The organism is Pseudomonas flexibilis (assembly GCF_000802425.1).
In the GTDB taxonomy this organism is placed as follows: domain Bacteria; phylum Pseudomonadota; class Gammaproteobacteria; order Pseudomonadales; family Pseudomonadaceae; genus Serpens; species Serpens flexibilis.
In genome coordinates this window covers 95,053-119,581 of the sequence record NZ_JRUD01000019.1, presented here as the reverse complement: position 1 = coordinate 119,581, position 24,529 = coordinate 95,053, and the positions used below count along the sequence as shown (strand labels likewise).

Genomic DNA, 24,529 nt, shown 5'->3' with positions numbered 1-24,529 from the left:
TTTTCTCCTGGCACAGCCGCAACATCCACACCCGCACATTGATGGTCAGCCTGCTGCCGGCGCTTGCGCTCGGACTGCTGCTGATCGCCTACTTCACCCACACGCGCTTGCAGGACCTGCGTGCCGAGCGCGATCAGGTCGGCCAACTGATTGCCGACCAGCTTGCTCCAGCTACCGAGTTCGGCGTCATCACCGGTAACCCGCTGGTGCTGGAGAGTCTGCTGCAGGGCAGCCTGGATACCCCCTATCTGCGTGCCGTGGAGGTCTACGATCACAACGATCGCCTGCTTGCGGTGGGTGGCCAGCCGGCCGCGCCCAATGAGGCAAATGTGTCCCTTTATGTGGCGTCGATTCGCCGCCAGCCGATCCCCCTGAGCGATCCGTTCCTGCCCTTCGGCCGCGACGAGTCCTCGCTGACGGAGGAACGGCTCGGCTGGGTGCGCGTCAGCATGACCGACAACCCGTTCAGCGAGCGCCAGCGGCAGATACTGATCAGCGCGGGCCTGCTGCTGGCCTTCGCCCTGTCCTTCACACTGCTGCTCGCCCAGCGTCTGGCCCGCGGCCTGTCCCGCCCCATCGGCGACATGGACCGCGCGGTGCTGTCTATCGGGCGTGGCCAACAGGTTGCCCTGTTGCCCGAGCCGCGCATTCGCGAGCTGGGCGACCTGGCCCGCCATATCAACCAGCTGGCGGTGGCACTGGCCACCGCCAACCGCGAGCAGCAGATCAGCATTCGCCAGCTGACCCTGGCCCGTGAGGAAGCGGAGGCGGCCAACCGTGCCAAATCGGACTTCCTGGCCATGATGAGCCATGAACTGCGCACCCCCATGAACGGCGTGCTCGGCATGCTGCAGCTGCTGGAAACCACCCCCCTGGATTCCGAGCAGGCCGAGTACACGGCACTGGCCAACGAATCCACCGAACACCTGCTGAAGGTGATCAACGACATCCTGGATTTCTCGCGCATCGAACGCGGCTCGCTGGACTTCGAACACATCCCGTTCAACCTCGCCGAGCTGCTGCAGAACACCCTGCAGGCCTTCCAGCCGGGCGCCCAGCAGCGCGGCCTGAGCCTGGAGGCCGACACTCAGCCGGGCCTGGAGGACTACGAGGTGCGCGGCGATCCCACCCGCCTGCGGCAGATCCTGGTCAACCTGCTGGGCAACGCCCTTAAGTTCACCGAGCGTGGCGGCGTGCGCCTGGAAGTTCGCTGGCAGCAGGTGGACGAATCGCGCCTGCGGCTCAGCTGCGCCGTGCAGGATTCGGGCATCGGCATCGAGGCCGAGCGGCTGGCGCGCATGTTCGATCCCTTCCAGCAGGCCGACAGCTCGATCTCCCGCCGCTATGGCGGCACCGGCCTGGGCCTGTCCATCGCCCGCACCCTCGCCGAGGGCATGGGCGGCCAGCTGTTTGCGCGCAGCCAGCCCGGCAGCGGCTCCACCTTTACCCTGGAATTGACCCTCGAGTGCTCGCTGCAAGGCGCGAACGTACCGGATCGGGAACCGCTGGATGCGGCACTCGGCGGTGGCCAGCACATCCTCATCGTCGAGGACAACGCGGTAAACCAGGCCGTCACCCAGGCCATGCTGCGCAGTCTGGGCTATCGCATCAGCCAGGCCTACACCGGTCGCGAAGCCCTGCAGCGCGCCGGCTCCGAGCAGTTCGACGCCATCCTCATGGACTGCCAGCTGCCCGAGCTCGACGGCCTCAGCGCGACCCGGGTACTGCGCACCCTGCCAGGTTACGCGCAGGTGCCGGTGATCGCGCTGACCGCCAACGCGCTGCCCGGGGACCGCGAAGCCTGCCTGGCGGCCGGCATGAACGACTACCTGGCAAAACCCTTCAAACGGGCCGATTTACAGCGCCTGCTGCTACGCTGGCTGACCGAACGCAAGGAGTCGCCTGACGGCGAGTGCTAAAGTTTCTGCACTTCGGATTCGCATTTGGCGAACACTTGTATCCCGTTGCCTGTGACTTTCTCGCCCAGGCGACTGTCTCTTAGGCTGATTTGCACCGTCACGCGCGTGCAGATGAACGATTTACCCAGAGCCATGACTGGGACTATTGAGGAACTCGCATGACACAACAGAACGCCTTCACCCGGGAAGACTTGCTGCGCTGCAGCCGCGGTGAGCTGTTTGGCCCGGGTAATGCGCAACTGCCCGCGCCGAACATGCTGATGGTCGACCGGATTACCCATATTTCCGACGTCGGCGGCAAGTACGGCAAGGGCGAGATCGTCGCCGAGCTCGATATCCACCCGGACCTGTGGTTCTTCGGCTGCCACTTCGAAGGCGATCCCGTCATGCCCGGCTGCCTGGGCCTGGACGCCATGTGGCAACTGGTCGGTTTCTTCCTGGCCTGGCAGGGCAACCCCGGCCGCGGTCGCGCCCTGGGATCGGGCGAGGTGAAGTTCTTCGGCCAGGTGCTGCCCACCGCCAAGAAGGTCACCTATAACCTGCACATCAAGCGCACCATCAACCGCTCGCTGATCCTGGCCATCGCCGATGGCAGCGTCAGCGTCGATGGCCGCGAAATCTACAGCGCCGAAGGCCTGCGTGTCGGCCTGTTCACTTCCACTGACAATTTCTAAGGGTCAATCCGTATGCGTCGCGTCGTGATTACCGGCCTGGGCATCGTGTCCTGCCTGGGCAATGACAAAGAAACCGTCTCCGCCAACCTGCGCGCCAGCCGCCCGGGCATCCGTTTCAATCCGTCCTATGCCGAAATGGGTCTGCGCAGCCAGGTCTCCGGCTCGATTGACCTGAATCTGGAAGAGCTGATCGATCGCAAGGTCTACCGGTTCATGGGCGACGCAGCAGCCTTTGCCTATCTGTCCATGCAGCAGGCCATTGCCGATGCCAACCTGAGCGAAGAGCAGATCTCCAACCCGCGCACCGGCCTGATCGCCGGCTCGGGCGGCGCCTCCACCTTCAACCAGATGGAAGCCCTGGACACCCTGCGCGAAAAAGGCGTCAAGCGCGTCGGCCCGTACCGCGTCCCGCGCACCATGGGCAGCACCGTGTCCGCGTGCCTGGCCACCCCGTTCAAGATCAAGGGCGTCAATTACTCGATCTCCTCGGCCTGCGCCACCAGCGCACATTGCATCGGCAACGCCGTCGAGCAGATCCAGATGGGCAAGCAGGACATCGTCTTCGCCGGCGGCGGTGAAGAGGAGCACTGGAGCCAGAGCTTCCTGTTCGATGCCATGGGCGCCCTGTCCACCCAGTACAACGACACCCCCGAGAAGGCCTCCCGCGCCTACGACGCCAAGCGTGATGGCTTCGTGATCGCCGGCGGCGGCGGCATGGTGGTGGTCGAGGAGCTGGAGCACGCCCTGGCCCGTGGCGCCAAGATCTACGCGGAGATCGTAGGTTACGGTGCCACCTCCGACGGCTACGACATGGTCGCCCCGAGCGGCGAAGGCGCAGTGCGCTGCATGCAGCAGGCACTGGCCACCGTCGACAGCCCGATCGACTACCTGAACACCCACGGCACTTCCACCCCGGTAGGTGACGTCGCGGAAGCCCGCGCCGTGCGCGAAGTGTTCGGCGACAAGGCCCCGGCCATCAGCTCCACCAAGAGCCTGTCCGGCCACTCCTTGGGCGCCGCCGGCGTGCAGGAAGCGATCTACTGCCTGCTGATGATGGAAGGCAACTTCATTGCCGGTTCGGCCAACATCGAAGAGCTGGACCCGGAAGTCGCCGACCTGCCGATCCAGCGCAGCACCGTCGAGAACGCCAAGATCGACACCGTGATGAGCAACAGCTTCGGCTTCGGCGGCACCAACGCCACCCTGATCCTGAAGCGCTGGCAGGGCAAGTAAGCCCGGTCGCGGAATTGAGAGAGGCGCCTTCGGGCGCCTTTTTCGTTTCAGTGCCCGTGGAGGGGCCGCAGCAGAACCGCAGGGTAGACAACGGCGCAGCCTTGTCTACCGCAGGGCACCCGCCTTCGGTGGGTAATCGCTGCGCGAGTTACCCACCCTACGGCAGACAATCGCGCCGCGAACGACGCCCTGCTCGCTTGTCCAATCCACCGCAAATGGCCAAGCTTGAGCCTCCGCCCCTTCAGGAGACCCGCCCTTGGACTGGCATTCCCTGCTCAGCCGCGAACGCCTCGGCAAGCCCGTGCACGGCACCGAGGAGCTTGGCCGCTCGCCGTTCCACAAGGACCACGACCGGGTGATCTTCTCCGGCGCCTTCCGCCGCCTGGGCCGCAAGACCCAGGTGCACCCGGTGTCCAGCAACGACCACATCCACACGCGCCTGACCCACTCGCTGGAAGTCAGCTGCGTCGGCCGCTCATTGGCCATGCGCGTCGGCGAGATGCTGCGTGGCGAGCTGCCCGACTGGTGCGACCCCGGCGACCTGGGCATGATCGTGCAGTCTGCGTGTCTGGCCCATGACATCGGCAACCCGCCGTTCGGCCATTCCGGGGAGGATGCCATTCGCCACTGGTTCCAGCAGGCCGGGGAGCGCGGTTGGCTGGACGACCTGGAAGACGACCAGCGCAACGACTTCCTGCATTTCGAAGGCAACGCCCAGGGCCTGCGGGTGCTGACCCAGCTCGAGTACCACCAGTTCGACGGCGGCATGCGGCTGACCTACGCGACCCTCGGCACCTACCTGAAGTACCCCTGGACCTCGCGCCACGCCGACGCCCTGGGCTACAAGAAGCACAAGTTCGGCTGCTACCAGAGCGAATTGCCGGTGCTGGAGCAGATCGCCGGCAAGCTGGGCCTGCCGCAGTTGGAGGAACAGCGCTGGGCCCGGCATCCGCTGGTCTACCTGATGGAGGCGGCGGATGACATCTGCTATGGCCTGATCGATCTGGAAGACGGCCTGGAAATGGAGCTGCTCGACTACGGCGAGGTCGAAGCCCTGCTGCTCGGCCTGGTCGGCGACGACCTGCCGGAAACCTACCGCCAGCTCGGCCCCAACGACTCGCGGCGGCGCAAGCTGGCGATCTTGCGCGGCAAGGCCATCGAGCACCTGACCAACGCCGCCGCCCGCGCCTTCGTGGACCAGCGCGATGCCCTGTTGGCCGGCACCCTTGAAGGCGACCTGGTGGAACACATGCAAGGACCGGCGCGCTACTGCGTACAGCAGGCCAAGGCCACCGCCCGGGAAAAGATCTTCCAGGACAAGCGCAAGACCCTGCACGAGATCGGCGCCTACACCACCCTGGAAATCCTGCTCAACGCCTTCTGCGGCGCGGCGCGCGAGCAGCATGGTGGCCGCACGCCATCCTTCAAGCATCGCCGAGTGCTCGACCTGCTGGGCAACAACGCGCCCGATCCGAACTGGCCGCTGTACCGGGGCTATCTGCGCATGCTGGATTTCATCGCCGGCATGACCGACAGCTACGCCAGCGAAATGGCCCTGGAGCTGACCGGGCGGGCCCGGCCGATGTGACTGAACGTTGCCGGCGCCTGTCAGTCTACTCAGCGCAGGCCTCCCGCTTCGCTACCGCAATGCCGACAGGCCTTACACCAACCGTCACGACACCCGAACCATGCGTCTTCGTATTCCCCATGCCGTGCGCCACGGCTTCTCGGCACCGGTCTGGGGTGTCGCCACCGTCGCCACGCTCGGCTGCGCCCTGCCCCTTGTGCTCGGTCTGGTCAGCGGCCATAACGGCTTCCTCTGGGCGGCGCTGGGCGCGTTCCAGGCGGCCCTGGCCAATCCGCTGCACCGCTACGGCATGCTGCGCATGCTGCTCATCGGTACCCTAGGCGCCCTCGCCGCGGCGCTGGGCTACACCGCCGCCAGCCATCCGCTGTATAGCCTGCTGCTGTTCGCCGCCATGGGCCTGCTGCTGGCCCGCCTGCAACGCTACGGCAACGAAGCCGGCAAGCTGGGGCTCGGCCTGGCGGTCTGCCTGTGTCTCGGCCAGGGCAGCCATGGCCAGAGCGACCTGAACAATGCCGGCGCGGTGGCGATGCTGTTCCTGCTCGGTGCCCTGTGGACCACACTGCTGGCGTTCATCCTGCGCGGCCTGCATGCCTTGCGCACCTGGCCTTACATGCCACGCCTGCTGGCGGTGCTGCGCGTGATGCGCCGCCAGGCCCGCAGCGTGCCGCGCCAGCCGTGGCTGCTGCATGCCCTGGCCTGCATCCTTGCCCTGGGGCTGGCCGGGCTGTTCATCGACCTGCTGGAGCTGGCCCACGGCTACTGGCTGAGCCTGACGGTGGTGATCATGCTGCAGCTCAACCTGGTGCGTGGCCTGCGGCCGCTGCTGTATATGGCGCTGGCCGTGCTGCTGGTCAGCGCGCTGATGACCGCCATCGGCCACAGCCTGCAGCGCCCGCTGCTGCTCAGCGCCCTGCTGCTGCCGGTGATCTTCTTCAACCGCGCCTTCCAGGCGAGCCACTACCTGCTGTTCGCCATCCAGACCACCCTGGGCTGCCTGCTGCTGCGCGAAGGCCTCGCCACGGACTGGCTACAGCCGCAGGGACGCCTGCTTAATGTGGTGTTGGGAATTGTGCTGGTGCTGATGATGGCCAGCCTGGTGCAAGCACTGCAGCGGGTGCTGGCGAGAAGGCGCTCGGCATAGCGCCGTCTAGGCGTGACCGCAGGGCCAATTGAAACCGAGCCCCGCCTGGTTTACCCCGACACGGGTCAACTCGCACTGCCGGTCGGCGCGGCGCAGCAACATCCGGCGGGCACAAAAAACCCTGGAGCCGGTGTGAAGCCGGCCCCAGGGTTCAGTCAACAGCAGGCGCTTACTCAGCCGTAAAAGTGCGCGGCTTGAGCGCTTCGGGCTTGAGGAAGGGCTTGCTGCCGGTGTTGTCGTGGTCACCCAGCAGCTTGCCATTGACGGTCAGGCCGTAGTTGGTGGCCTTGTGGAAGGTCGCGTCGTACTTGGCCCGGGTTTCCTTCACGTTACCGGTGTAGCGCGGGTCCTGCGGACGCTCCTGGGTGTCGATGTAGTAGGCCACGTCCCAGGCTTCCTGATCGCTCAGGGTGCCACGCTGGCCCAGCGGCATGTTGTGCTTGACGAACGCCGCCAGGGTGAACGTGCGAGCGATACCGGCGCCCCAGTTGTAGGAGTTGTCGCCCCATACCGCCGGGAACACCACCTTGCCGTTCTGCACCAGACCACTGCCGTCGTTGCTGTGGCAGAGGCTGCACTTGGCCTCGTACACCTGCTTGCCACGCTTGTAGTCGGGCTTCTGCTGCGGGTCGTTCAGCTTCGGGTAGCCGCGGCCATAAATTGGCGCGCTGGGATACATCTCGACACCCTTGGCCAGCCACTGGTGATAGGCGGACAACGCCAGCATGTCGTCGCTGCCATAGGCCGGCGGCGTGCCGTTCATGGAATAGCTGAAGCAGCCGGCGATGCGCTCCTCCAGGTTGTTCACATGGTTGTTCTTCGGCCGGAAGTCCGGCAGGGTCACCGCCGCCGGCCATACCGGGCCGGCGAACGGCAGGCGGCCTTCGCCCATGTGGCAGCTGCTGCAGTTCATGTTGTTGAACACGTTCTTGCCACGCAGTTGCTGGGTGTTCATGAACAGATCATGACCCCGGCGGATCACCCGCTTGAGTTCCGGATGGAGCTGGCTCTTCTCCAGGTCGTCCATGGTCGGCGGCACGTGCACCAGCTGGCCTTCCTTGGGTTTGGGCATGTCCACCGGGAAGCGCACGTCGGCGGCGGTGGCGTTCAGGCTCAGCAGGCCCACCGCAATGGCGGCGGACAGTTTCACGAAGGGGATATTCATCGACTCGCTCCTCACTTGGCCGGCTGCCGGGACAGCCACTGGGATACCGCGCGGATATCCTTCTCATCCATGCGCTCGGCAATCGCCAGCATCAGGTGCAGCGGGTCGTTGTCGCGGGTGCCGTTCTTCCAGGCGCGCAACTGATCGGCGATGTAGCCGGCGTGCTGGCCGGCCAGCGCCGGGAACTGCCCGCCGACGCCCAGATTGCCCGGGCCGTGGCAGCTCTGGCAGGGCACGATATAGCGCTCCCAATCGCCGACGGTGGCCAGCTTCTCGCCGTGGGCCAGGTCTTCGGCGCTGGCCTGCTCGCCCCCCTTGCCGGCGGTGGCAGGCAGTTGGCTGTAGTACACCGCCACGTCGCGCATCTGCTGCTCGTTGAGCATGCTCACGAACGGCATCATGACCGGGCTCTGACGGCTACCGGCCTTGATGTCGCGCAGCTGCTTGTACAGGTAGTCGGCATCCAGGCCGGCCAGGCGCGGCCAGGACTGGCCGCCGGCGATGTTCATGCCGCCGCCATCGGGCTGGTGGCAACTGGTGCAGACGGCGGCGGCCTGCTGGCCTGCCTTGGCGTCGCCTTCCAGCGCCTGGGCGGCGGATGCCGCACCCAGCGCCATGGCGAAGGCCAGCGGGGTCAGAAGCTTCTTCATTGTGCTCCCCTCATCGTTGGAGATGTACATCGGGCTGGTCCCGCCACCGCCTCCGAAGACACGGCGGGAAGACCTTATGGAATTACTGTGCCAAATTGCCGCACTTCGATTAAGCAGGCATTAACTGGGGTGTCTGCACTTACCCTCCGAAGGTAGCAAGTCGCGACTGCTGATCGGGATCAGCACTCCTGGCGCGCGCCGAGGCATAATGCCGGCAGGTTTCTGTTACCAGTGGTTGCCATGTTTGTGTTGCTCGTCGAAGACGACCCCCTGATCGCCAGCGGCATCGTCGCCGGACTCCTTGCCCAGGGCCTGACCATCGAGCATGCGGCAAGCGCCATCGCTGCGGAATCCATGCTGCGCGCCGCCACCTTCGACGTGCTGATCCTGGACCTGGGCCTGCCCGATGAAGATGGCCTGTCCCTACTGCAACGCCTGCGCCGGCAGGGGTTGGCGATACCGGTGCTGGTGCTCAGCGCCCGCGACACCGTCAGCGATCGGGTCGCCGGCCTGCAGGCCGGCGCTGATGATTACCTGCTCAAGCCCTTCGACCTGCGCGAATTGAGCGCCCGCCTGCACAGCCTGCAGCGCCGCGCCGGTGGCCGCTGCGTGAATCCGGTCGAGCACGGTCCGCTGCGCTACGACCCCAGCACCCGGGAAGCACTGCTCGACGGCCTGCCCGTGGAGCTGACCCGACGCGAGCATGCCCTGCTGGAAACCCTGTTGCACAATCCCGGACGCATCCTTAGCGGCGAGCAACTGAAGAACGCCCTCTACGGCTTTAGCGACGACGTGGAGAGCAACGCCCTCAACGTGCACATCCATCACCTGCGTCGCAAACTGGGCAGCCGCATCATCGAAACCGTTCGCGGACTCGGCTACCGGCTCGGCGAGCCCGAGCGCAGCGAACCATGAGCCTGCGCCTGCGCCTGACGCTGATCCTCGGCAGCGCCTTCCTGCTGCTCTGGACGCTGGCCGCCACCTGGCTGCTCTACGACCTGCGCAACCAGACCATGCTGGCGCTCGACCAGCGCCTGGCGGCGTCGGCACGCATGGTTGCCGGCCTGGTCGCGCAGTTGCCCCCGGAACTGCTCAACGGCCTGCACGAGCAGCGCCTGAGCGCCGAGCAGCTGGGCATCCCCAATGGCTTGCGCTGCCAGGTCAGTTCGCTGCGCGGCACCGTGCTGGCCCGCAGCCATGCCCTGCCGGGCGCCCCCCTGGAGGTGGACAAGGGCTTTCGCTCCCAGACCATCGACGGCCACCCGTGGCGCAGCTTCACGCTGGTCAGCGACCACGGCCTGCGCATCACCACCGCCGACCGCCTGGAGGAACGCTCGCAACTGGAACGCTCCATCTGGCTGAGCGCCACGGTACCCGCAGTGGTAGCGCTGTTCGGCAGCCTGGCGATTCTCTGGCTGGGCATCGGCCAGGGCCTGGCGCCGCTGACGCGCGTACGCGAAGCCCTGACCCGGCGCAGCGCCGACGATCTGAGCCCGTTGCCCGAGCAGGGTCTGCCCAGCGAGCTGCGCCCCTTGGTGACCTCCCAGAACCTGCTGCTCGAGCGCATCAGCCAGGCCATGGAACGCGAGCGCTGCCTGACCAACAACATGGCCCACGAGCTACGCAGCCCGTTGACGGTAATCAAGACCTGCCTGCAAGTGGCACGAATGACCGAGGGCGCCACCGCCGAACGGGCGCTGGCCAATGCCGAACAGGGCGCCAACCGCCTGCAGCGCACCCTCGAGCAGTTGCTGTTGCTGGCGCGTCTGGAGGGCCAGCTGCCACTGGAAGACGACGAACCCCTGCTGGCGCGCGATGTGGCCGAACTGGCCATCCACGATGTCAGTCCCGCGCCTGTCGCGCTGCATCTGCTGGAGCCCCTGCCCGACGCCCCGCTGGCCATGCCCTCGGTGCTGGCCATTACCGCGCTGCGCAACCTGCTGGAGAATGCCGTGCGTCATACGCCAGCCGGCACGGGTGTGGAGCTGTGGGTGGAGCAGGAAGGCGGCCAGGTGCGCTTCACGGTGCGCGATCACGGCCCCGGCGTGCCCGAAACGCACCTGCCGCGGCTCACCCAGCGGTTCTGGAGCCAGGGCAAGGGCAACGGCCTGGGCCTGGCCATCGTCCAGGCCATTGCCGAGCGCTGCGCCGCTCGTCTCGCGTTCGACAACCGGTCCGATGGCCTGCGCGTCAGCCTGAGCGTGCCGCTGCGCGGCTGACACCACCGCGCCGGCTAGCCCCCCGACTAAGCTTGCAGGTACCCGTCGCGGGCCAGGGATGGTGGCTCGCCCTGGAGTACCACGATGCCCAAGGCTTTTCGCCGCTTGCCGCTGCATGTCCTGATCACCCTGCTGTTCGGCAGCCTGCTGCTGCTCAGCGGCTTCGTGCTGGGCGTGTTCCATTACCGCCAGGCCAGCCAGATCATCTATGACAGCAGCGCCCAGCTGTCAGTGCAGATTCAGGAGGCCGTCGAGCAGGACCTGCAGAACACCTTCACGCCGATCCGGCGGCTGCTGCACCTGCTGGCCCAGGCGCCGGCGACCCAGGGCCGCGATCTGGATCAGCGCCTGCCGCTGCTGCGCCCCTTCAGCCAGGCGCTGCGTGACAATCCCCAGCTGGACTCACTGTACGTCGGCTATCCGGACGGCGATTTCTTCATGGTCAGGCCGCTGCGCGATGAACGCTTGAGGTCGCTGTTCGATGCCCCGCCGAACGCGCGCTTCCAGGTCTGGTCGATCGAACGTAATGGCCGGCGCATCGTCTCCCAGCACCGTTTCTACGACGACACGCTGAGCGTCGTCAGCCGCGCACCCCAAACCGAGGAAGCCTACGACCCACGTACCCGCAACTGGTTTGTCGAAGCCCGCGACAGCGCGCGGCTTATCACCACCGAGCCCTACGTCTTCTATTCCAGCCGCCAGGTGGGCACCACCCTGGCCCTGGCCGTGCATGGCGAGGTCGTGCTGGCTGCCGACCTGACCCTGGCCGACCTGTCCGCCACCCTCGCCCGCCACAATGTCACCCCGGATACCCAACTGGTGCTCTACGACAGCCAGGGGCGTGCCGTGGCCTACCCCAGCAGCGCCCTGGTGATCGACGAAAGCGCCCAGGAGCTGATTCCCGCCCGGCGACTCAGTCCCGGCCTGGCCGCGCTGTTCGACATGCCCACCCTGCTGCAGGGCCGCCTGCGCCTGGCCGGACGCGACTGGCTGGTGACCCGTAGCCGCATCGCCGAGGGCGGACCACAGGGCCTCAACCTGGCCATCCTGGTGCCGGAGGACCAGTTGCTCGGCGACGCCTACCGCATTCGCTGGCAGAGCGCGTTGATCACCATCGGCGTCACCGCCCTCGGCATGCTGCTGGCCTGGCTGGCCTCGCGCCTGGTGGTGTTGCCGCTGCGCAGTCTGGCGCGCAACGCCGAGGCCATCGGCCGCTTCGACTTCAGTCAGACGGTGGACAACCGCTCGCCGGTGCTGGAAATCGACCAGTTGGCCGGCGTCATGCGGCACATGCGAAACAACCTGGCCAGCTTCCTGGAAATCAACGCCTCGCTCGCCGCCGAAACCCGCTATGAAGCCCTGCTCGAACGCGTGCTGCGCGAAACCCTGGGGATTGGCGGCGCCGACGCCGGCCTGTTGTACCTGCGCGATGCCGACAGCGGCCGTCTGGAGCCCCACGGCTGGCTGTTGCGCAACTCCCACGACGCGCCAGTGCGCGGCGGCCTGCTCGCCTACCGTAACAGCGCCAGCGCTCCCGTCTGGCTGCGCCAGCCGGCCGAGGGCGGCGAGAGCCTGCTGATCGCCCTCGGCTACGAGCAGGCCGGCGACCTGCGCGAGCTGATGGAGCGCCTGGATTGTCGCCAGCTGCAGCTGCTGTGCATCGGCCTGCACAACCGCCAGGGCGACACCCTGGGCGTGCTGTTGCTGCTCAACCGCATCACCGGTGCCCAGGGCGATCCCAGCCTGCTGCAGCCGGCACGCATCGCTTTCGTGGAGGCCATCTCCGGCGCCGCCGCGCTGAGCATCGAGAGCCAGCGCCTGCTGGATCGCCAGAAGCGCCTGCTGGAGGCCTTCATCCAGGTGATTGCCGGCGCCATCGATGCCAAGAGCCCCTACACCGGCGGCCATTGCCAGCGCGTGCCGGAACTCACCCTGATGCTGGCGCGCACCGCTGCGGCCAGTAGCGAACCGCCCTTCAGCGATTACCGCCCCAGCGCCGAGGACTGGGAAGCCCTGCATATCGCCGCCTGGTTGCATGACTGCGGCAAAGTCACCACGCCGGAATACGTGGTGGACAAATCCACCAAGCTGGAAACGCTCTACAACCGCATCCACGAGATCCGCACCCGCTTCGAGGTGCTCAAGCGCGACGCCTGGGTCGATTATTGGCGCGCCCTGGCCGAAGGGGGAGACGCGGCGCAGTTGGCGGAGCGCCGTGAGCGCCAACTGGCCGAACTGGACGACGATTTCGCCTTCGTCGCCCGCTGCAACCTGGGCAGCGAGAACATGGCCGAGGCGGACCTGCAGCGATTGCAGCGCATTGCCCGGCGCCGCTGGCTGCGCACCCTCGACGATCGCCTGGGCCTGTCCTGGGAAGAAGCCCAGCGCAAGGCCGGCCAGCCGCCTGCGGCGCTACCGGTGGAAGAACCCTTGCTGGCTGATCGCCCCGACCATCTGATCGAGCGACCGGAGCAGGAACGCATCGCACCGGACAATCCCTGGGGCTTCCGTATGCGCGTGCCCGAGTACAAGTTCAACCTTGGCGAGCTGTACAGCCTGTCGGTGCGTCACGGCACCCTCACCGAGGAAGAACGCTACCTGATCAAGCACCACATCGTGCAGACCCTGATCATGCTCGGCCATCTGCCCTTCCCGCCGCACCTCAAGGAGGTCCCCGACATGGCCGGCAGTCATCACGAGCGGATGGACGGCAACGGCTACCCGCGCCGGCTCAGCGCCGAACAGTTGAGCCTGCCAGCGCGCATGATGGCCATTGCCGACATCTTCGAGGCACTCACCGCCGTCGATCGCCCCTACAAGCGCGGCAAGACCCTAAGCGAATCCCTCATGCTGATGGCCAACATGTGCCGCAACGGCCACATCGATCCCGACCTGTTCCGCCTGTTCATTCGCCACGACCTGCCGCGCCAGTACGGCGAGCGCTTCCTGGCGCCGGAGCAGATCGACGCGGTGGATGAAGGCGCCATACTGGCGCACGCAGGCATCGCCTGACTAGCGTCCAGCGGAGCCGGCGAACCGCGCAGTGGCCTCCAGCGCCGCGCCGATATCCGGCCAGGGCACACCGTGACGCGCCGCGAAGGCGCGGGTCGCCGTGGTATCGAAACGGTGCGTCTGGATGAAATGCAGCGACTCCGGCTCGGTACGCAACAGCTGCGCCGTTCCCGGCACCCGCAGGAGGGCACGCAGCAGACCGAGCGGCAGGTGCCGATGTGGCGGCTCGAGGGCAAGCGCCTGCGCCAGCCGATGAACCAGCCCGGCCAGGCTCGGCGTGGCATCGTCCAGCACCAGCAACTCGCCACCTTTCATGGCGGGATCGAACGCCGCCAGGCGCGTCAGCTCGGTAAGAAAATCCACGCACACCAGCGGCAGCCAGTGCGCCGGCGTGCCGGGGATGGCCCGCAGTCGGCCACGGGCCAGGTTGTCGATCAACCCGGCCAGCGGCTGCGTTGGCAGTATATGGCCTGTGCGGCTGTGGCCGCAGAGCGTCGCCGGGTGGATGCAGGTCAGCGCCCCGGACAGCTCGCGCATCCGCCGTGTCACCATGAAATGCGCTTCCAGCTTGCTGCCCTCGTAGCCCCCGCTGCGCCGGTAGACGGCCGGCCAATCGGTGCGCGACGGCCGCTCCAGGTCAATGCCCAGGCGTCGCAGGTGCATGGGGTTGCGCAGCATGAAGCCACCCACCATCAGCAACCGGCTCCCGGAGGCGGCGGCCAGCTCGGCGACCTGCCGGGTGCCCTCGACATTCACCGTGCGCGCCCGGCTCACTGGCAGCCGCCAGGCGAACTGGGCCCCCAGATGGAAAGCCACTGCCGCTTGTGCGGCCTGCCGGCGATCGGCCCCGTTCAGTCCCAGGCCGGGACTGGCGAGATTACCGGCCAGCGCATGCAGCCGGTCGCCACACCCGCCCAGGGCGTCGACCTCCGCCCGCAATGCCGGCAGCCTGTCAGGACTGCGCAGCAGGGCCAGCACTGTGTGATCGTGGGCTGTGAGAGACGCCAGCAGATGGCGGCCCATGAAGCCGCTGGCGCCGGTTACCAGGCAGGTCGTGGTCATCGTGTCGCTTCCTTGGTGAAGAGGCGACGCAGGCTAAACTGTCGAGCCCAGTCGAAGGTCAAGAGGGCACGGAATGCGTATCGGCGAACTGGAAATCCGCAGCGGCGCCAGCCGGCACACGCTGCGCTACTACGAGCGCATCGGCCTGTTGCAGGCCCGCCGGCGCGCCAACAACTACCGGGAGTACGACGAGCAGGCCGTGGCCGAACTGGCCTTCATCCGCCACGCCCAGGCCATGGGGTTTGCCCTGGAGGAATGCCGCGAACTGCTTGCCGCGCGGCGCAACCGACAACTGGACTGCGCCCGAGGCGCCGCGCTGATCGCGGACAAGCTCGTCGTCCTGGAGGCCCGCATGGACGAACTGAGCCGGCTGCGCGAGCTGCTAGAAACCGAGCGCGAGCGCCTGTTGGCCCGCGCCGCGCAGCAGGCCGGCAACTGCCCGAAGCCGTCCGGATAGGCAGCGCCAGGCGCGCCGCGTAGACTGCCCGAGCACCGTATTCCAGGAGGCTCCATGGCACGTTATCCCTTGTTGGTCATGCTGGCGTTGCTCGGCCTGCCCTGGCTGTTCGACCGCCTGCTGCCCGCGCCCCTGGGCCTGCCCGGACTGCCCTGGCTCGGCATAGCCCTGTTGCTGGTCGGGGGGCTGCTGCTGATCCTTGCCGCCGGGCTGTTCCGCGCACGCGGGACCACGGTGGACCCGACCCGCAGCCCCGATACCCTGGTCACTGACGGCCTCTACCGACTGTCACGCAACCCCATGTACCTGGGCATGCTGCTCGTACTGATCGGCTTCGCCTTGTGGCGTGATTCCTGGCCGGCGCTGCTCGGCCCGCTGGCCTTCTTCCTTTACATGAACCAGGTGGTGATTCCCCGCGAGGAACGCATGGTCGAAGGCCGCTTCGCCGAGCAGTTTCAGGCCTATCGGCAACGCACGCGGCGCTGGCTCTGATCCCCGTCAAGGCCATGTGGGTGAACACGCGGAATGCTCTAGCACCGCCAGCTGACAGGAGCCACCCATGTACGAACTCGCCCTCCTCGCCCATGTGCTGGGCGCCACCGTCTGGACCGGCGGGCATCTGGTGCTGGCGCTGGCCATCCTGCCGAAGGTGCTGCGCAGCCGGGACCTGGAGTTCCTCCGCCGTTTCGAGTCCGCCTACGAACGCGTCGGCATCCCGGCGCTGATCGTACAGATCGCCAGTGGCCTGTACCTGGCGGCCCACTACCTGCCGGACCTGGCCGCGCTGGGCAACCGCGCCAACCCGGCCGCTAACCTGCTGCTGATCAAGCTCGGCCTGCTGCTGGCTACCGCGGCACTGGCGGCCGATGCCCGGCTGCGCATCATTCCCCGGCTCGGCAACCACAACCTGACGGCGCTGGCCTGGCATGTATACCCCGTCACGCTGATCGCAGTGCTCTTCGTGCTGACCGGTGTAGGCTTCCGCCTCGGCTGGCTGGCCTGAGAACGGCTTCTGTGCGAGCATCCGGCCATCCGATCCTCGAAGAACAAGAACATGATCCGATCCTTCGCCCCTACCGACATGGACGCCGTGCTCGGCGTCTGGCTGAACGCTTCCATCCAGGCCCACGACTTCATCACCCCGGACTACTGGGTGGCGCGGGTCGGCGACATGCAGGAGGTCTACCTGCCGGCCGCCGAGTCCTATGTGTACGAGGAAAATGGCCAGGTGCTGGGTTTCCTGTCCCTCGTCGGCCCAACCCTGTCGGCGCTGTTCGTGGCGCCCGACCGCCAGGGTGAGGGCATCGGTGCACGCCTGCTCCAGCACGCCCAGCACCTGCGCCAGGAGCTCACGCTGCGCGTATACGCCGCCAACGCGCGCAGCATCGCCTTCTACGAGAAGCATGGCTTCCGCCGCCAGGTCCGCCAGCCGGACGAGCATACCGGCCACGAGGAATGGACCATGACCTGGGCCGACCCGGAAGCCGCCTGAATCTGCGCACCCGTGCCGGCTGCCGGCCGGCGCATCGTTCAGAATCGACCCCTGCTCGCACAGTCTCCCCGCCACCTGGAGTTCAACGGATGAATGCCGCACTGATTTTCTGGCCGGTTCTCGCCCAGATCGCCCTGACCCTTGCCATTTACATCGTCCTCGCCCGACGCAAGGCCGGCGCAGTCAAGTCCCGCGCCGTCAACATGAGGGAAGCCGCGCTGGACAACCGGGCCTGGCCGGAGCCGGTGGTCAAGGTGTCCAATAATCTGGCCAACCAGTTCGAATCCCCGGTGCTGTTCTACGCGCTGTGCCTGATGCTGCATGCCATCGACGGGGTCAGCCTGCCGGCGCTGTTGCTCGCCTGGCTGTACGTGGCGCTGCGCGTGGTGCATGCCGGTATTCACATCGGCTCGAACCAGCTTTCGCGCCGTATGCCGGTGTTCGTGCTCGGCACCGGCGTATTGCTGGCGCTCCTGGGGCTCAGCGCCTGGCAATTGGCGGCTAGCTGAACGGCGCCGGGTATCGGTTTTTCGACGCCATTTACCGGCGTTGCAATCTGTTCGTCACCTTGAGTTGAGACAACCCGAAACGAGATAGTCAGCTCGCGGCCTTCCAGTCCGCGACGGTTATCGGCACAATGCGCCCCCTCTTTGAAAAGGGGGGGCCTTGGCCGCCTCCGCCAGCCGACTCGCACGGGTTTACAGATGCTCAAGACGCCTTATTACCTGATCGACAAGCAGAAACTGCTGCCCAACCTGGAGAAGATCGCCTACGTGCGCGAGCACTCCGGGGCCAAGGCGCTGCTGGCGCTGAAGTGCTTCGCCACCTGGTCGGTGTTCGATCTGATGCACCAGTACATGGACGGCACCACTTCGTCCTCCCTGTACGAAGTGAAACTGGGCCGCGAGAAGTTTCCCGGCGAGACCCACGCCTACAGCGTGGCCTGGGCCGACGACGAGATCGAGGAAGTGCTGGCCGCCTCGGACAAGATCATCTTCAACTCCATCGGCCAGCTGCAGCGCTTCGAACAGGCTTCGGCCAATCATGTGCGCGGCCTGCGGGTGAATCCGGGCGTCAGCAGCTCCGATTTCATCCTCGCCGACCCGGCCCGTCCGCACAGCCGCCTGGGCGAGCACGACCCGGCGAAGATCGAGGCGGTGATCGGCAAGATCTCCGGCTTCATGTTCCACAACAACTGCGAGAACAGCAGTTTCGAGCTGTTCGACCAGATGCTGACCCATATCGAGGAGCGCTTCGGCCATCTGCTCAAGCAGGTGCAGTGGGTAAGCCTGGGTGGCGGTATCCACTTCACTGGCGAAGGCTACCCGCTGGATGCCTTCTGCGCGCGCCTGAAAGCCTTCGCCGAACGCCACGGCGTGCAGGTCTACCTGGAGCCGGGCGAGGCCGCGATCACCCTGAGCGCGTCGCTGGAAGTGACCGTGCTCGACACCCTCTACAACGGCAAGCACCTGGCGGTGGTGGACAGCTCTATCGAGGCGCACATGCTCGACCTGCTGATCTACCGCCTGAATGCCAAGATGGCACCCAGCGAGGGTGAGCACACCTACATGGTGTGCGGCAAATCCTGTCTGGCCGGAGACATCTTCGGCGAGTACCGGTTCGATCGTCCGCTGGCCATCGGCGATCGCCTGTCGTTCATCGACGCGGCAGGGTACACCATGGTCAAGAAAAACTGGTTCAACGGCCTGAAAATGCCGTCCATCGCCGTGCGGCAGCTCGATGGCAGCATCGAGCTGGTCCGTGAATTTGGTTACGACGACTACCTGTCCAGCCTTTCCTGAAGGCCGGCAGCGAGGGAGAAATAATTGAAGAAGAACGTACTGATCATTGGTGCAGGGGGTGTTGCCAAGGTAGTGGCTCACAAGTGCGCGCAGCACAACGACGAACTGGGTCGTATCGCCATTGCGTCGCGCAATCTCTCCAAATGTCAGGCCATCATCGACAGCGTCACGGCCAAGGGCAGCCTGAAACAGCCCGCCGAGATCAGGGCCTATGCCCTGGATGCGCTGGATATCGAGGCGACCAAGGCATTGATCCGCGAGACCGACTCGCAGATCGTCATCAATGTTGGCTCTGCCTTCCTCAATATGTCCGTGCTGCGCGCCTGCATGGAAACCGGCGCCGCCTACCTGGACACCGCCATCCACGAGGATCCGAGCAGGATCTGCGAGACCCCGCCGTGGTATGGCAACTACGAGTGGAAGCACCTGGACGAATGCCGCGAGAGAGGCATTACCGCCATTCTCGGCATCGGCTTTGACCCGGGCGTGGTCAACGCCTGGGCCGCGCTGGCCAACAAGCAGTACTTCGACCGGATCGACTCCATCGACATTCTCGACGTCAACGCCGGCTCGCACGGCAAGTACTTCGCAACCAACTTCGATCCGGAAATCAATTTCCGCGAATTCACCGGCACCGTGTGGAGCTGGCAGAACCGCCAGTGGACGCCGAACAGCATGTTCGAGGTCAAGCGTACCGATGACCTGCCGGTGGTCGGCGCGCAGAACCTGTACCTGACCGGCCACGACGAGGTGCATTCGCTGTCCAAGAACCTGGACGTGCCGAACATCCGCTTCTGGATGAGCTTTGGCGACCACTACATCAATGTATTCAGCGTGCTGAAGAACCTGGGCCTGCTCTCCGAGCAGCCGGTGAAGACTGCCGAGGGCCAGGAAGTGGTGCCCCTCAAGGTGGTCAAGGCCGTGCTGCCCGACCCGGCTTCGCTGGCGCCCGGCTACACCGGCAAGACCTGCATCGCCGACCTGGTGAAGGGCAGCAAGAATGGCCAACCGCGCGAAGTGCTGATCTACAACGTGGCCGACCACGAGGAAGCCTTCGCCGAGACCGACAGCCAGGGCATCTCCTACACTGCCGGCGTGCCACCGGTGGCCGCCGCCCGCCTGATCGCCCGTGGCGACTGGGATGCACGGCAGATGGTCAACGTGGAGGAGCTGCCGCCCGAGCCGTTCCTGACCCTGCTCGACCAGATGGGCCTGCCGACCCGCGTCAAGGACGAGCACGGCGACCGTCCCTGGAACGCCTGACCGTCACGTGCAATACGCATCGCCCGCCTTTCGGCGGGCGATGTCGTTTCTGAGCGCGGTGGCCAAGACTGCGCCTTGAGCTCTACGGATCTGGCCATCTTCTCAGCCGCGATGCTGTCAGTCCCCGCCGGCCAGCATCCGCACATATGCCAGGTCGGCCGGGAGCGGCTGGCCTTGCCCCGCCGACACCCGCGCCAGGTAGTCGTCAACTTCCCGCCGCAGCGCCTGCTTGCGTTCGGGATTGCGCTCGACCGCCAGCGCCTGTTCGAGCGCACGAATCTTCAGCAGCGCCTGCGGCTCGGACCAGGCGCCACCGAATTTCTCCAGCGCGGCCAGATCGTCCAGCGCCGCCGTGTAGCGGCTCGCCTCCAGATTGGCGCGCACCACCTCCAGCGCCTCGCGGGGATAGCTCTTGAGCGTTGCGCAGATGCGCGAGATGTCCGGAGAGATCGCATCCGCCGGGTGGTTCACGCCGAACTCGTGCATGTAGATCGCGCAGTTGCCGCGCTGCTCACGCAGGTCGAGGTAGCGGTAGTTGCCCGCCTCCAGCGGCATCTGCTGGGCGGTGATGCGCAGATGCAGAATCACCGGATTGGCAAACCCCAGCGTCCGCTCCGCCTCGAGCAGACTCCCCAGCGCACCCTGATAGTCGCCTGCTGACAAGGCGGTGCGGGCTTCGGTGATGAGGGTGTCGACGCGATCGGAACGCGAGGCCAGCAGCGGCCCGGCCATTACCAGACCCAACAGGACAATGGCAGCGATGCGCTTCATGGCAATGCTCTCCGGACAAGGTTCCAGAAGGTAGCGCGCTGCCCTGGCCCGCCACAATTGGCGCAAAGGTCGCAGTCCTGGCGTTTGACTGGTGCCCACCGGCCACAAAAAAGCCCTCGTGAGGAGGGCTTGATCGGTTCCGCTGGCCGTTACTGCGGCTGGTGGATCGGCGCGTCCGGGTACCAGACGTCGATCAGCTCGCCAGCCACGCTGCGGGACAGGTCGCGATGACCCTTGAGCCAGGCTTCGACCTGGGCGCGCTGTTCGGCGGTTACCGAACCACGACGGCCCAGGCAGACATAACCGTACTCATCCGCGCCAATGAAGCCCAGGCCGTTGGCCTCGATGGCCTGGTCCAGGAAATCGTCCATGGCGGCGTTACGCTCGGCGTCGCTGATGCCGTCGCGGTAGTTCAGTTGCACTTCGAAGCCCAGTTCCTGGAATTCGTCGACGCAGAGTTTCTTGCGCAGGCGGCGGGATCTAGCCATGGGGTGTCTCCTCAATAAAGTGGCGGGCACTCTACCGGCTTTAGCGTCGCCCATGCAAATTCTTCACCCGGGCCGAAACCCAGCAACCACGCGGACTCACACGCAGGCGTTCAGAAAACCGGACAGACGAGTCCAGGTTTCTGGACGAACAGACACCGATACCCGTCGCGCATGTCCAGATTTCCGGATGTGCTTGTCGCTCCAGATTCTTACTTATTGATTTAAAAAGGATTTTCAGAACAGGTATGAAACCTGCCTGGCTCCCTTCGCCACCTGCCGGTGCCCTTGCAGCGTTCCATCGCAGCAGCGAACCGGACGTGATCTGCGCTACTGTCCGACCGGTAGCACATACAAAAACAACAAGAAGGAACTCAGCATGTCCATGAAGCAACAGCTTTCCCGCCTGACCTTCAGTGTTACCGCCACTACGCTGCTCACCAGCACCCTGCTGGCCAGCCCGGTGATGGCCAGCGAGAAGATCCGCTGGCAGGTACCGCTGGCCTTCCCGTCCCACCTTGTCGGCCTGACCACCCCGGTCAAGCATCTCTCCGAATCGCTCAAGACCATCTCGGGCGGCAACATCCAGCTGCGCTACTACGAGCCCGGCGAACTGGTGCCACCGTTCGAGATCATGAATGCGGTGAGCACCGGCAAGTATCCGGCCGGCTATACCTGGGTCGGCTACGACCAGGGCACCATCCCGGCCCTGCCGCTGTATTCCGGCGCACCGTTCAACATGGAACCGCCGGCGCACCTGGCGTGGTACTACCAGGGCGACGGCAAGAAGCTGCTCGAGGAAATCTATGCCCAGCGCAACATCCATCCGATGCTGTGCAGCATCATCGGCCCGGAAGGCGCCGGCTGGTTCGCCAAGCCCATCGAGAAGCTGGGCGACATCGACGGCCTGCGCATCCGCTTCGCCGGCATCGGCGGCAAGGTACTGGAAAAGCTCGGCGCCTCGGTGACCATGGTGCCCGGCGGGGAGATCTACCAGGCGTTGGAGCGCAAGACCATTGACGCCACCGAATTCTCGCAGCCGGCGGTGGACAAGATGCTGGGCCTGGACCAGATCATCAAGAACTACATCATGCCCGGCTGGCACCAGACGCTGACCACCTCGCACCTGCTGGTCAACAAGAATGTCTGGGACAAGCTCAAGCCGGAAAGTCGCGCGCTCATCGAGATGGGCTGCGAGGCGGCCACCCTCAAGGGTTTCGCCGAGAGCGAGTGGGCCCAGCCGACTGCCCTGCGTGACTATCAGCAGCAGGGCGTGAAGGCCCAGGTGCTGCCCGAGCCGGTGCTGCGCGAGCTGCAGAGGGTGACCGACGAGGTGCTCGACGAAATGGCCGCCAAGGACGAGATGTTCAAGCGCGTGCTGACCAGCCAGCGCGAGTTCATGAAGCATCACTCGATCTGGCACGGCATGGGTTACCTGCCGCGCGACTACTACCAGTACGACTGACGGCTGCGCGCCCGTGAGCGGGCACGGCAACGTGCCCGCTTCTCAATCCCCGTGTCGAGATTTCGAGGTCGCCGTGTCCTTCAAGCCCGTCTCTCCCGATACGGCAGCGCCCGAGGCGCTGCCGTACAACCGCATCTCGCGGCCACTGGATCGCCTGCTGACCGCCATCGGCCAGGCCAGCGCCTGGCTCTGGCTGGTGGTTCTGCTGGTGGTACTGGCCAACGTGTTCAGTCGCTTCATTCTCTCGCGCGGCTCCATTGCGCTGGAGGAACTGTCCTGGCACCTGTTCGGCGCCGCCGTGATGCTGTCCCTCGCCTACGCGGTGGTGCGCGACGACCACGTGCGCGTCGACGTGCTGCGTGAACGCTTCAGCCTGCGCAGCCAGGCCTGGATCGAGCTGCTCGCCATTGTGTTGCTGGCGCTGCCGGTGATCCTGCTGATGATCGATGCGCTGGTCCCCTACGCCTACCAGGCCTACCTGTACAACGAGCGTTCCCAGGCACCCAGCGGGCTGCCCTATCGCTTCATCTTCAAGAGCGTGCTGCCGCTGGGGCTGCTGCTGGTGGCGCTGGCGCTGCTCTCCCGCGCACTGCGCTGCAGCACGCTGCTGTTCCATTTCCCGCGGGCCCTGGCGGCCCCCTCGGACGACCGCGACCGCGCTCGTTCGCAGCCCTGATGGAGAAGTCGCAATCATGGGTCTGGAAGAAATTCTCGTCATCGCCATGTTCGCCAGCTTCATGGGCCTGCTGCTGCTCGGCTTCCCGGTCGCCTGGTCGCTGGCCGGCATCGGCCTGCTGTTCGCAGTGCTCGGCTATGTACTGGTCGATCACTTCGACGCCGATCTCTGGTTCACCTGGGACGGCACCATCGGCGTCCTGGACGCGCGCATCTACGGCATCGTCGCCAACGAGCTGATGGTCGCCCTGCCGTTGTTCATCTTCATGGGCATCATGCTCGACCGCTCGGGCATCGCCGAACGGCTGATGCACAGCCTGGTACGGGTCCTCGGCCCGCTGCGCGGCGGCTACGCGGTGACCGTGGTGGTGGTCGGCATCCTGCTCGCCGCGTCCACCGGCATCGTCGGCGCCTCGGTGGCGCTGCTCGGCATGCTGTCGCTCGGACCGATGCTGCAGGCCAACTACAACAAGAGCCTGGCGGTAGGCACCGCCTGTTCGGTGGGCACGCTGGGCATCCTGATTCCGCCAAGCATCATGCTGGTGCTGATGGCCGATCGCCTCGGCACTTCCGAGGCCTCGGTGGGCAAGCTGTTCATGGGCGCGCTGATCCCGGGGATGCTGCTGGCGCTGATGTACGTGCTGTACATCGTGATCGTCGCCTGGCTGAAGAAAGACTTCGCCCCGGCACCCGCCAACCGGCAGAAGCTCGACGGCCGCGCCCTGCTCGACGTGTTCCGGGCCGTGGTGCCGCCGCTGGCGCTGATCTTCGCCGTGCTCGGCTCGATCTTCTTCGGCATCGCCACCACCACCGAGGCCTCGGCAGTCGGCGCGGCCGGCGCACTGTTGATGGCGGCTGGCGGCCGTCGCCTGAGCCTTTCGGTGCTCAAGGACGCCCTCTACCAGACCAGCCGCACCGCCGCCTTCATCTTCGGCATCTTCATCGGCGCCACGGTGTTCGCCGCCGTGCTGCGCGGCCTGGGCGGTGATGACGTGATCCGTGCCGCGCTGACCGGCCTGCCATTCGGCCAGACCGGCGTGCTGTTCACGGTGCTGGCGATCACCTTCCTGCTGGGGTTCTTCCTCGACTGGGTGGAGATCACTCTGATCATCCTGCCACTGGTGGCGCCGGTGCTGTTCTCCATGGGCGTCGATCCCCTGTGGTTCGCAATCCTCTTCGCGCTGTGCCTGCAGACCTCGTTCCTCACCCCACCCGTGGGCTTCGCACTGTTCTATATCAAGGGCGTCTGCCCGCCGGGCATCAGCACCCGCCACATCTACCTGGGTGTGGCGCCCTTCATCGCCCTGCAACTGCTCGGCATGGCCCTGGTGTTCTACTTCGAGCCCCTGGCCACCTGGCTGCCCAACGAGGTGTATGGCGGCCCCTGATCCCCGGCTGTACCGCCTTGCCCGCGCGGCGAGGCGGCTCCCATAATCCCCCGTCACCCTCGGAAGCC

General features: G+C 66.0%; 23 protein-coding genes. 18 read left to right on the top strand and 5 right to left on the bottom strand.

What is annotated here, in order from left to right; all coding sequences use genetic code 11:
• Positions 1-41 precede the first annotated feature (41 nt).
• The 5 genes from SF06_RS12600 to SF06_RS12580 all read left to right on the top strand — a co-directional run bounded on the left by SF06_RS12600 (position 42) and on the right by SF06_RS12580 (position 6,555).
• Positions 42-1,919 (top strand): ATP-binding protein, encoded by a 1,878-nt coding sequence (locus SF06_RS12600; RefSeq protein ID WP_052199818.1) that lies wholly within the window; start codon positions 42-44, stop codon positions 1,917-1,919.
• A 158-nt stretch (positions 1,920-2,077) separates the two neighbouring features.
• The gene (gene fabA, locus SF06_RS12595; protein ID WP_027589720.1) at positions 2,078-2,593 is read left to right on the top strand and encodes a 3-hydroxyacyl-[acyl-carrier-protein] dehydratase FabA; all 516 of its coding nucleotides are present in this window, start codon (positions 2,078-2,080) and stop codon (positions 2,591-2,593) included.
• 12 nt (positions 2,594-2,605) lie between these two features.
• On the top strand, positions 2,606-3,826 hold the full coding sequence (fabB, locus tag SF06_RS12590; RefSeq protein WP_027589719.1) for a beta-ketoacyl-ACP synthase I: 1,221 nt from the start codon (positions 2,606-2,608) through the stop codon (positions 3,824-3,826).
• A gap of 256 nt (positions 3,827-4,082) precedes the next feature.
• Positions 4,083-5,414, top strand: a complete 1,332-nt coding sequence (locus tag SF06_RS12585; RefSeq protein ID WP_039561791.1) for a deoxyguanosinetriphosphate triphosphohydrolase — start codon at positions 4,083-4,085, stop codon at positions 5,412-5,414.
• A gap of 100 nt (positions 5,415-5,514) precedes the next feature.
• Positions 5,515-6,555, top strand: coding sequence for an FUSC family protein (locus tag SF06_RS12580; RefSeq protein WP_139326696.1), 1,041 nt, complete (start codon positions 5,515-5,517; stop codon positions 6,553-6,555).
• A gap of 169 nt (positions 6,556-6,724) precedes the next feature.
• On the opposite strand, the gene SF06_RS12575 is transcribed toward SF06_RS12580, so the two are convergent.
• Together SF06_RS12575 and SF06_RS12570 are read right to left on the bottom strand one after the other, a co-directional pair.
• Positions 6,725-7,720: a c-type cytochrome gene (locus tag SF06_RS12575; RefSeq protein ID WP_039561788.1), complete on the bottom strand. Its 996-nt coding sequence runs from the start codon at positions 7,718-7,720 to the stop codon at positions 6,725-6,727.
• Positions 7,721-7,731: 11 nt separating this feature from the next.
• Positions 7,732-8,370 (bottom strand): c-type cytochrome, encoded by a 639-nt coding sequence (locus SF06_RS12570; protein ID WP_039561786.1) that lies wholly within the window; start codon positions 8,368-8,370, stop codon positions 7,732-7,734.
• Positions 8,371-8,610: 240 nt separating this feature from the next.
• Between SF06_RS12570 and SF06_RS12565 the strand changes: the two genes are divergently transcribed.
• The 3 genes from SF06_RS12565 to SF06_RS12555 all read left to right on the top strand — a co-directional run bounded on the left by SF06_RS12565 (position 8,611) and on the right by SF06_RS12555 (position 13,601).
• On the top strand, positions 8,611-9,285 hold the full coding sequence (locus SF06_RS12565; RefSeq protein ID WP_039561784.1) for a response regulator: 675 nt from the start codon (positions 8,611-8,613) through the stop codon (positions 9,283-9,285).
• A complete protein-coding gene (locus tag SF06_RS12560) occupies positions 9,282-10,589 on the top strand; it encodes a sensor histidine kinase (RefSeq protein WP_039561781.1) in 1,308 nt (435 codons plus the stop codon). The genes SF06_RS12565 and SF06_RS12560 overlap by 4 nt, the downstream gene beginning before the upstream one ends.
• Before the next feature lie 84 nt (positions 10,590-10,673).
• Entirely contained in the window at positions 10,674-13,601 is a 2,928-nt protein-coding gene (locus tag SF06_RS12555; protein ID WP_027589712.1) for an HD domain-containing phosphohydrolase, read from the top strand.
• Here SF06_RS12555 and SF06_RS12550 read toward each other — a convergent pair whose 3' ends face one another.
• Positions 13,602-14,663, bottom strand: a complete 1,062-nt coding sequence (locus SF06_RS12550; protein ID WP_039561779.1) for an SDR family oxidoreductase — start codon at positions 14,661-14,663, stop codon at positions 13,602-13,604.
• 73 nt (positions 14,664-14,736) lie between these two features.
• On the opposite strand from SF06_RS12550, the gene SF06_RS12545 reads away from it, so the two are divergent.
• From SF06_RS12545 to SF06_RS12515, 7 genes are all read left to right on the top strand, one after another.
• A complete protein-coding gene (locus SF06_RS12545; protein ID WP_039561777.1) occupies positions 14,737-15,120 on the top strand; it encodes a MerR family transcriptional regulator in 384 nt (127 codons plus the stop codon).
• Positions 15,121-15,174: 54 nt separating this feature from the next.
• A complete protein-coding gene (locus tag SF06_RS12540) occupies positions 15,175-15,612 on the top strand; it encodes a methyltransferase family protein (RefSeq protein WP_052199814.1) in 438 nt (145 codons plus the stop codon).
• Between the two features lie 67 nt (positions 15,613-15,679).
• Entirely contained in the window at positions 15,680-16,123 is a 444-nt protein-coding gene (locus tag SF06_RS12535; RefSeq protein ID WP_039561773.1) for a CopD family protein, read from the top strand.
• 51 nt (positions 16,124-16,174) lie between these two features.
• Complete coding sequence (locus tag SF06_RS12530) at positions 16,175-16,612, top strand: N-acetyltransferase (protein ID WP_039561772.1); 438 nt, start codon at positions 16,175-16,177, stop codon at positions 16,610-16,612.
• 89 nt (positions 16,613-16,701) lie between these two features.
• Positions 16,702-17,121, top strand: a complete 420-nt coding sequence (locus tag SF06_RS12525) for an MAPEG family protein (protein WP_039561771.1) — start codon at positions 16,702-16,704, stop codon at positions 17,119-17,121.
• 195 nt (positions 17,122-17,316) lie between these two features.
• Positions 17,317-18,414, top strand: coding sequence for a carboxynorspermidine decarboxylase (locus SF06_RS12520; protein WP_027589705.1), 1,098 nt, complete (start codon positions 17,317-17,319; stop codon positions 18,412-18,414).
• A gap of 24 nt (positions 18,415-18,438) precedes the next feature.
• Entirely contained in the window at positions 18,439-19,677 is a 1,239-nt protein-coding gene (locus SF06_RS12515) for a saccharopine dehydrogenase family protein (protein WP_027589704.1), read from the top strand.
• Positions 19,678-19,794: 117 nt separating this feature from the next.
• On the opposite strand, the gene SF06_RS12510 is transcribed toward SF06_RS12515, so the two are convergent.
• Both SF06_RS12510 and SF06_RS12505 read right to left on the bottom strand, forming a co-directional pair.
• Positions 19,795-20,448 carry a hypothetical protein gene (locus SF06_RS12510; RefSeq protein WP_039561769.1) on the bottom strand — a complete coding sequence of 218 codons (654 nt, stop codon included), beginning with the start codon at positions 20,446-20,448 and terminating at the stop codon, positions 19,795-19,797.
• Positions 20,449-20,597: 149 nt separating this feature from the next.
• Complete coding sequence (locus tag SF06_RS12505; protein WP_027589702.1) at positions 20,598-20,936, bottom strand: YggL 50S ribosome-binding family protein; 339 nt, start codon at positions 20,934-20,936, stop codon at positions 20,598-20,600.
• Positions 20,937-21,312: 376 nt separating this feature from the next.
• Here SF06_RS12505 and SF06_RS12500 point away from each other — a divergent pair, with 376 nt between their 5' ends.
• From SF06_RS12500 to SF06_RS12490, 3 genes are all read left to right on the top strand, one after another.
• Complete coding sequence (locus SF06_RS12500) at positions 21,313-22,398, top strand: TRAP transporter substrate-binding protein (RefSeq protein WP_039561768.1); 1,086 nt, start codon at positions 21,313-21,315, stop codon at positions 22,396-22,398.
• Positions 22,399-22,471: 73 nt separating this feature from the next.
• The gene (locus SF06_RS12495; RefSeq protein WP_027589700.1) at positions 22,472-23,074 is read left to right on the top strand and encodes a TRAP transporter small permease subunit; all 603 of its coding nucleotides are present in this window, start codon (positions 22,472-22,474) and stop codon (positions 23,072-23,074) included.
• Between the two features lie 16 nt (positions 23,075-23,090).
• The gene (locus tag SF06_RS12490; protein WP_039561767.1) at positions 23,091-24,461 is read left to right on the top strand and encodes a TRAP transporter large permease; all 1,371 of its coding nucleotides are present in this window, start codon (positions 23,091-23,093) and stop codon (positions 24,459-24,461) included.
• The last annotated feature ends 68 nt before the right edge of the window (positions 24,462-24,529 follow it).

Coding starts and splice junctions, on each gene's coding strand:
- SF06_RS12545 (WP_039561777.1), top strand. CDS start 14,737: ATGCGTATCGGCGAACTGGAAATCCGCAGCGGCGCCAGCCGGCACACG.
- SF06_RS12555 (WP_027589712.1), top strand. CDS start 10,674: ATGCCCAAGGCTTTTCGCCGCTTGCCGCTGCATGTCCTGATCACCCTG.
- fabB (WP_027589719.1), top strand. CDS start 2,606: ATGCGTCGCGTCGTGATTACCGGCCTGGGCATCGTGTCCTGCCTGGGC.
- SF06_RS12525 (WP_039561771.1), top strand. CDS start 16,702: ATGAATGCCGCACTGATTTTCTGGCCGGTTCTCGCCCAGATCGCCCTG.
- SF06_RS12505 (WP_027589702.1), bottom strand. CDS start 20,936: ATGGCTAGATCCCGCCGCCTGCGCAAGAAACTCTGCGTCGACGAATTC.
- SF06_RS12535 (WP_039561773.1), top strand. CDS start 15,680: ATGTACGAACTCGCCCTCCTCGCCCATGTGCTGGGCGCCACCGTCTGG.
- SF06_RS12565 (WP_039561784.1), top strand. CDS start 8,611: ATGTTTGTGTTGCTCGTCGAAGACGACCCCCTGATCGCCAGCGGCATC.
- SF06_RS12530 (WP_039561772.1), top strand. CDS start 16,175: ATGATCCGATCCTTCGCCCCTACCGACATGGACGCCGTGCTCGGCGTC.
- SF06_RS12600 (WP_052199818.1), top strand. CDS start 42: ATGGTCAGCCTGCTGCCGGCGCTTGCGCTCGGACTGCTGCTGATCGCC.
- SF06_RS12580 (WP_139326696.1), top strand. CDS start 5,515: ATGCGTCTTCGTATTCCCCATGCCGTGCGCCACGGCTTCTCGGCACCG.
- SF06_RS12575 (WP_039561788.1), bottom strand. CDS start 7,720: ATGAATATCCCCTTCGTGAAACTGTCCGCCGCCATTGCGGTGGGCCTG.
- fabA (WP_027589720.1), top strand. CDS start 2,078: ATGACACAACAGAACGCCTTCACCCGGGAAGACTTGCTGCGCTGCAGC.
- SF06_RS12540 (WP_052199814.1), top strand. CDS start 15,175: ATGGCACGTTATCCCTTGTTGGTCATGCTGGCGTTGCTCGGCCTGCCC.
- SF06_RS12510 (WP_039561769.1), bottom strand. CDS start 20,448: ATGAAGCGCATCGCTGCCATTGTCCTGTTGGGTCTGGTAATGGCCGGG.
- SF06_RS12500 (WP_039561768.1), top strand. CDS start 21,313: ATGTCCATGAAGCAACAGCTTTCCCGCCTGACCTTCAGTGTTACCGCC.
- SF06_RS12490 (WP_039561767.1), top strand. CDS start 23,091: ATGGGTCTGGAAGAAATTCTCGTCATCGCCATGTTCGCCAGCTTCATG.
- SF06_RS12520 (WP_027589705.1), top strand. CDS start 17,317: ATGCTCAAGACGCCTTATTACCTGATCGACAAGCAGAAACTGCTGCCC.
- SF06_RS12570 (WP_039561786.1), bottom strand. CDS start 8,370: ATGAAGAAGCTTCTGACCCCGCTGGCCTTCGCCATGGCGCTGGGTGCG.
- SF06_RS12550 (WP_039561779.1), bottom strand. CDS start 14,663: ATGACCACGACCTGCCTGGTAACCGGCGCCAGCGGCTTCATGGGCCGC.
- SF06_RS12560 (WP_039561781.1), top strand. CDS start 9,282: ATGAGCCTGCGCCTGCGCCTGACGCTGATCCTCGGCAGCGCCTTCCTG.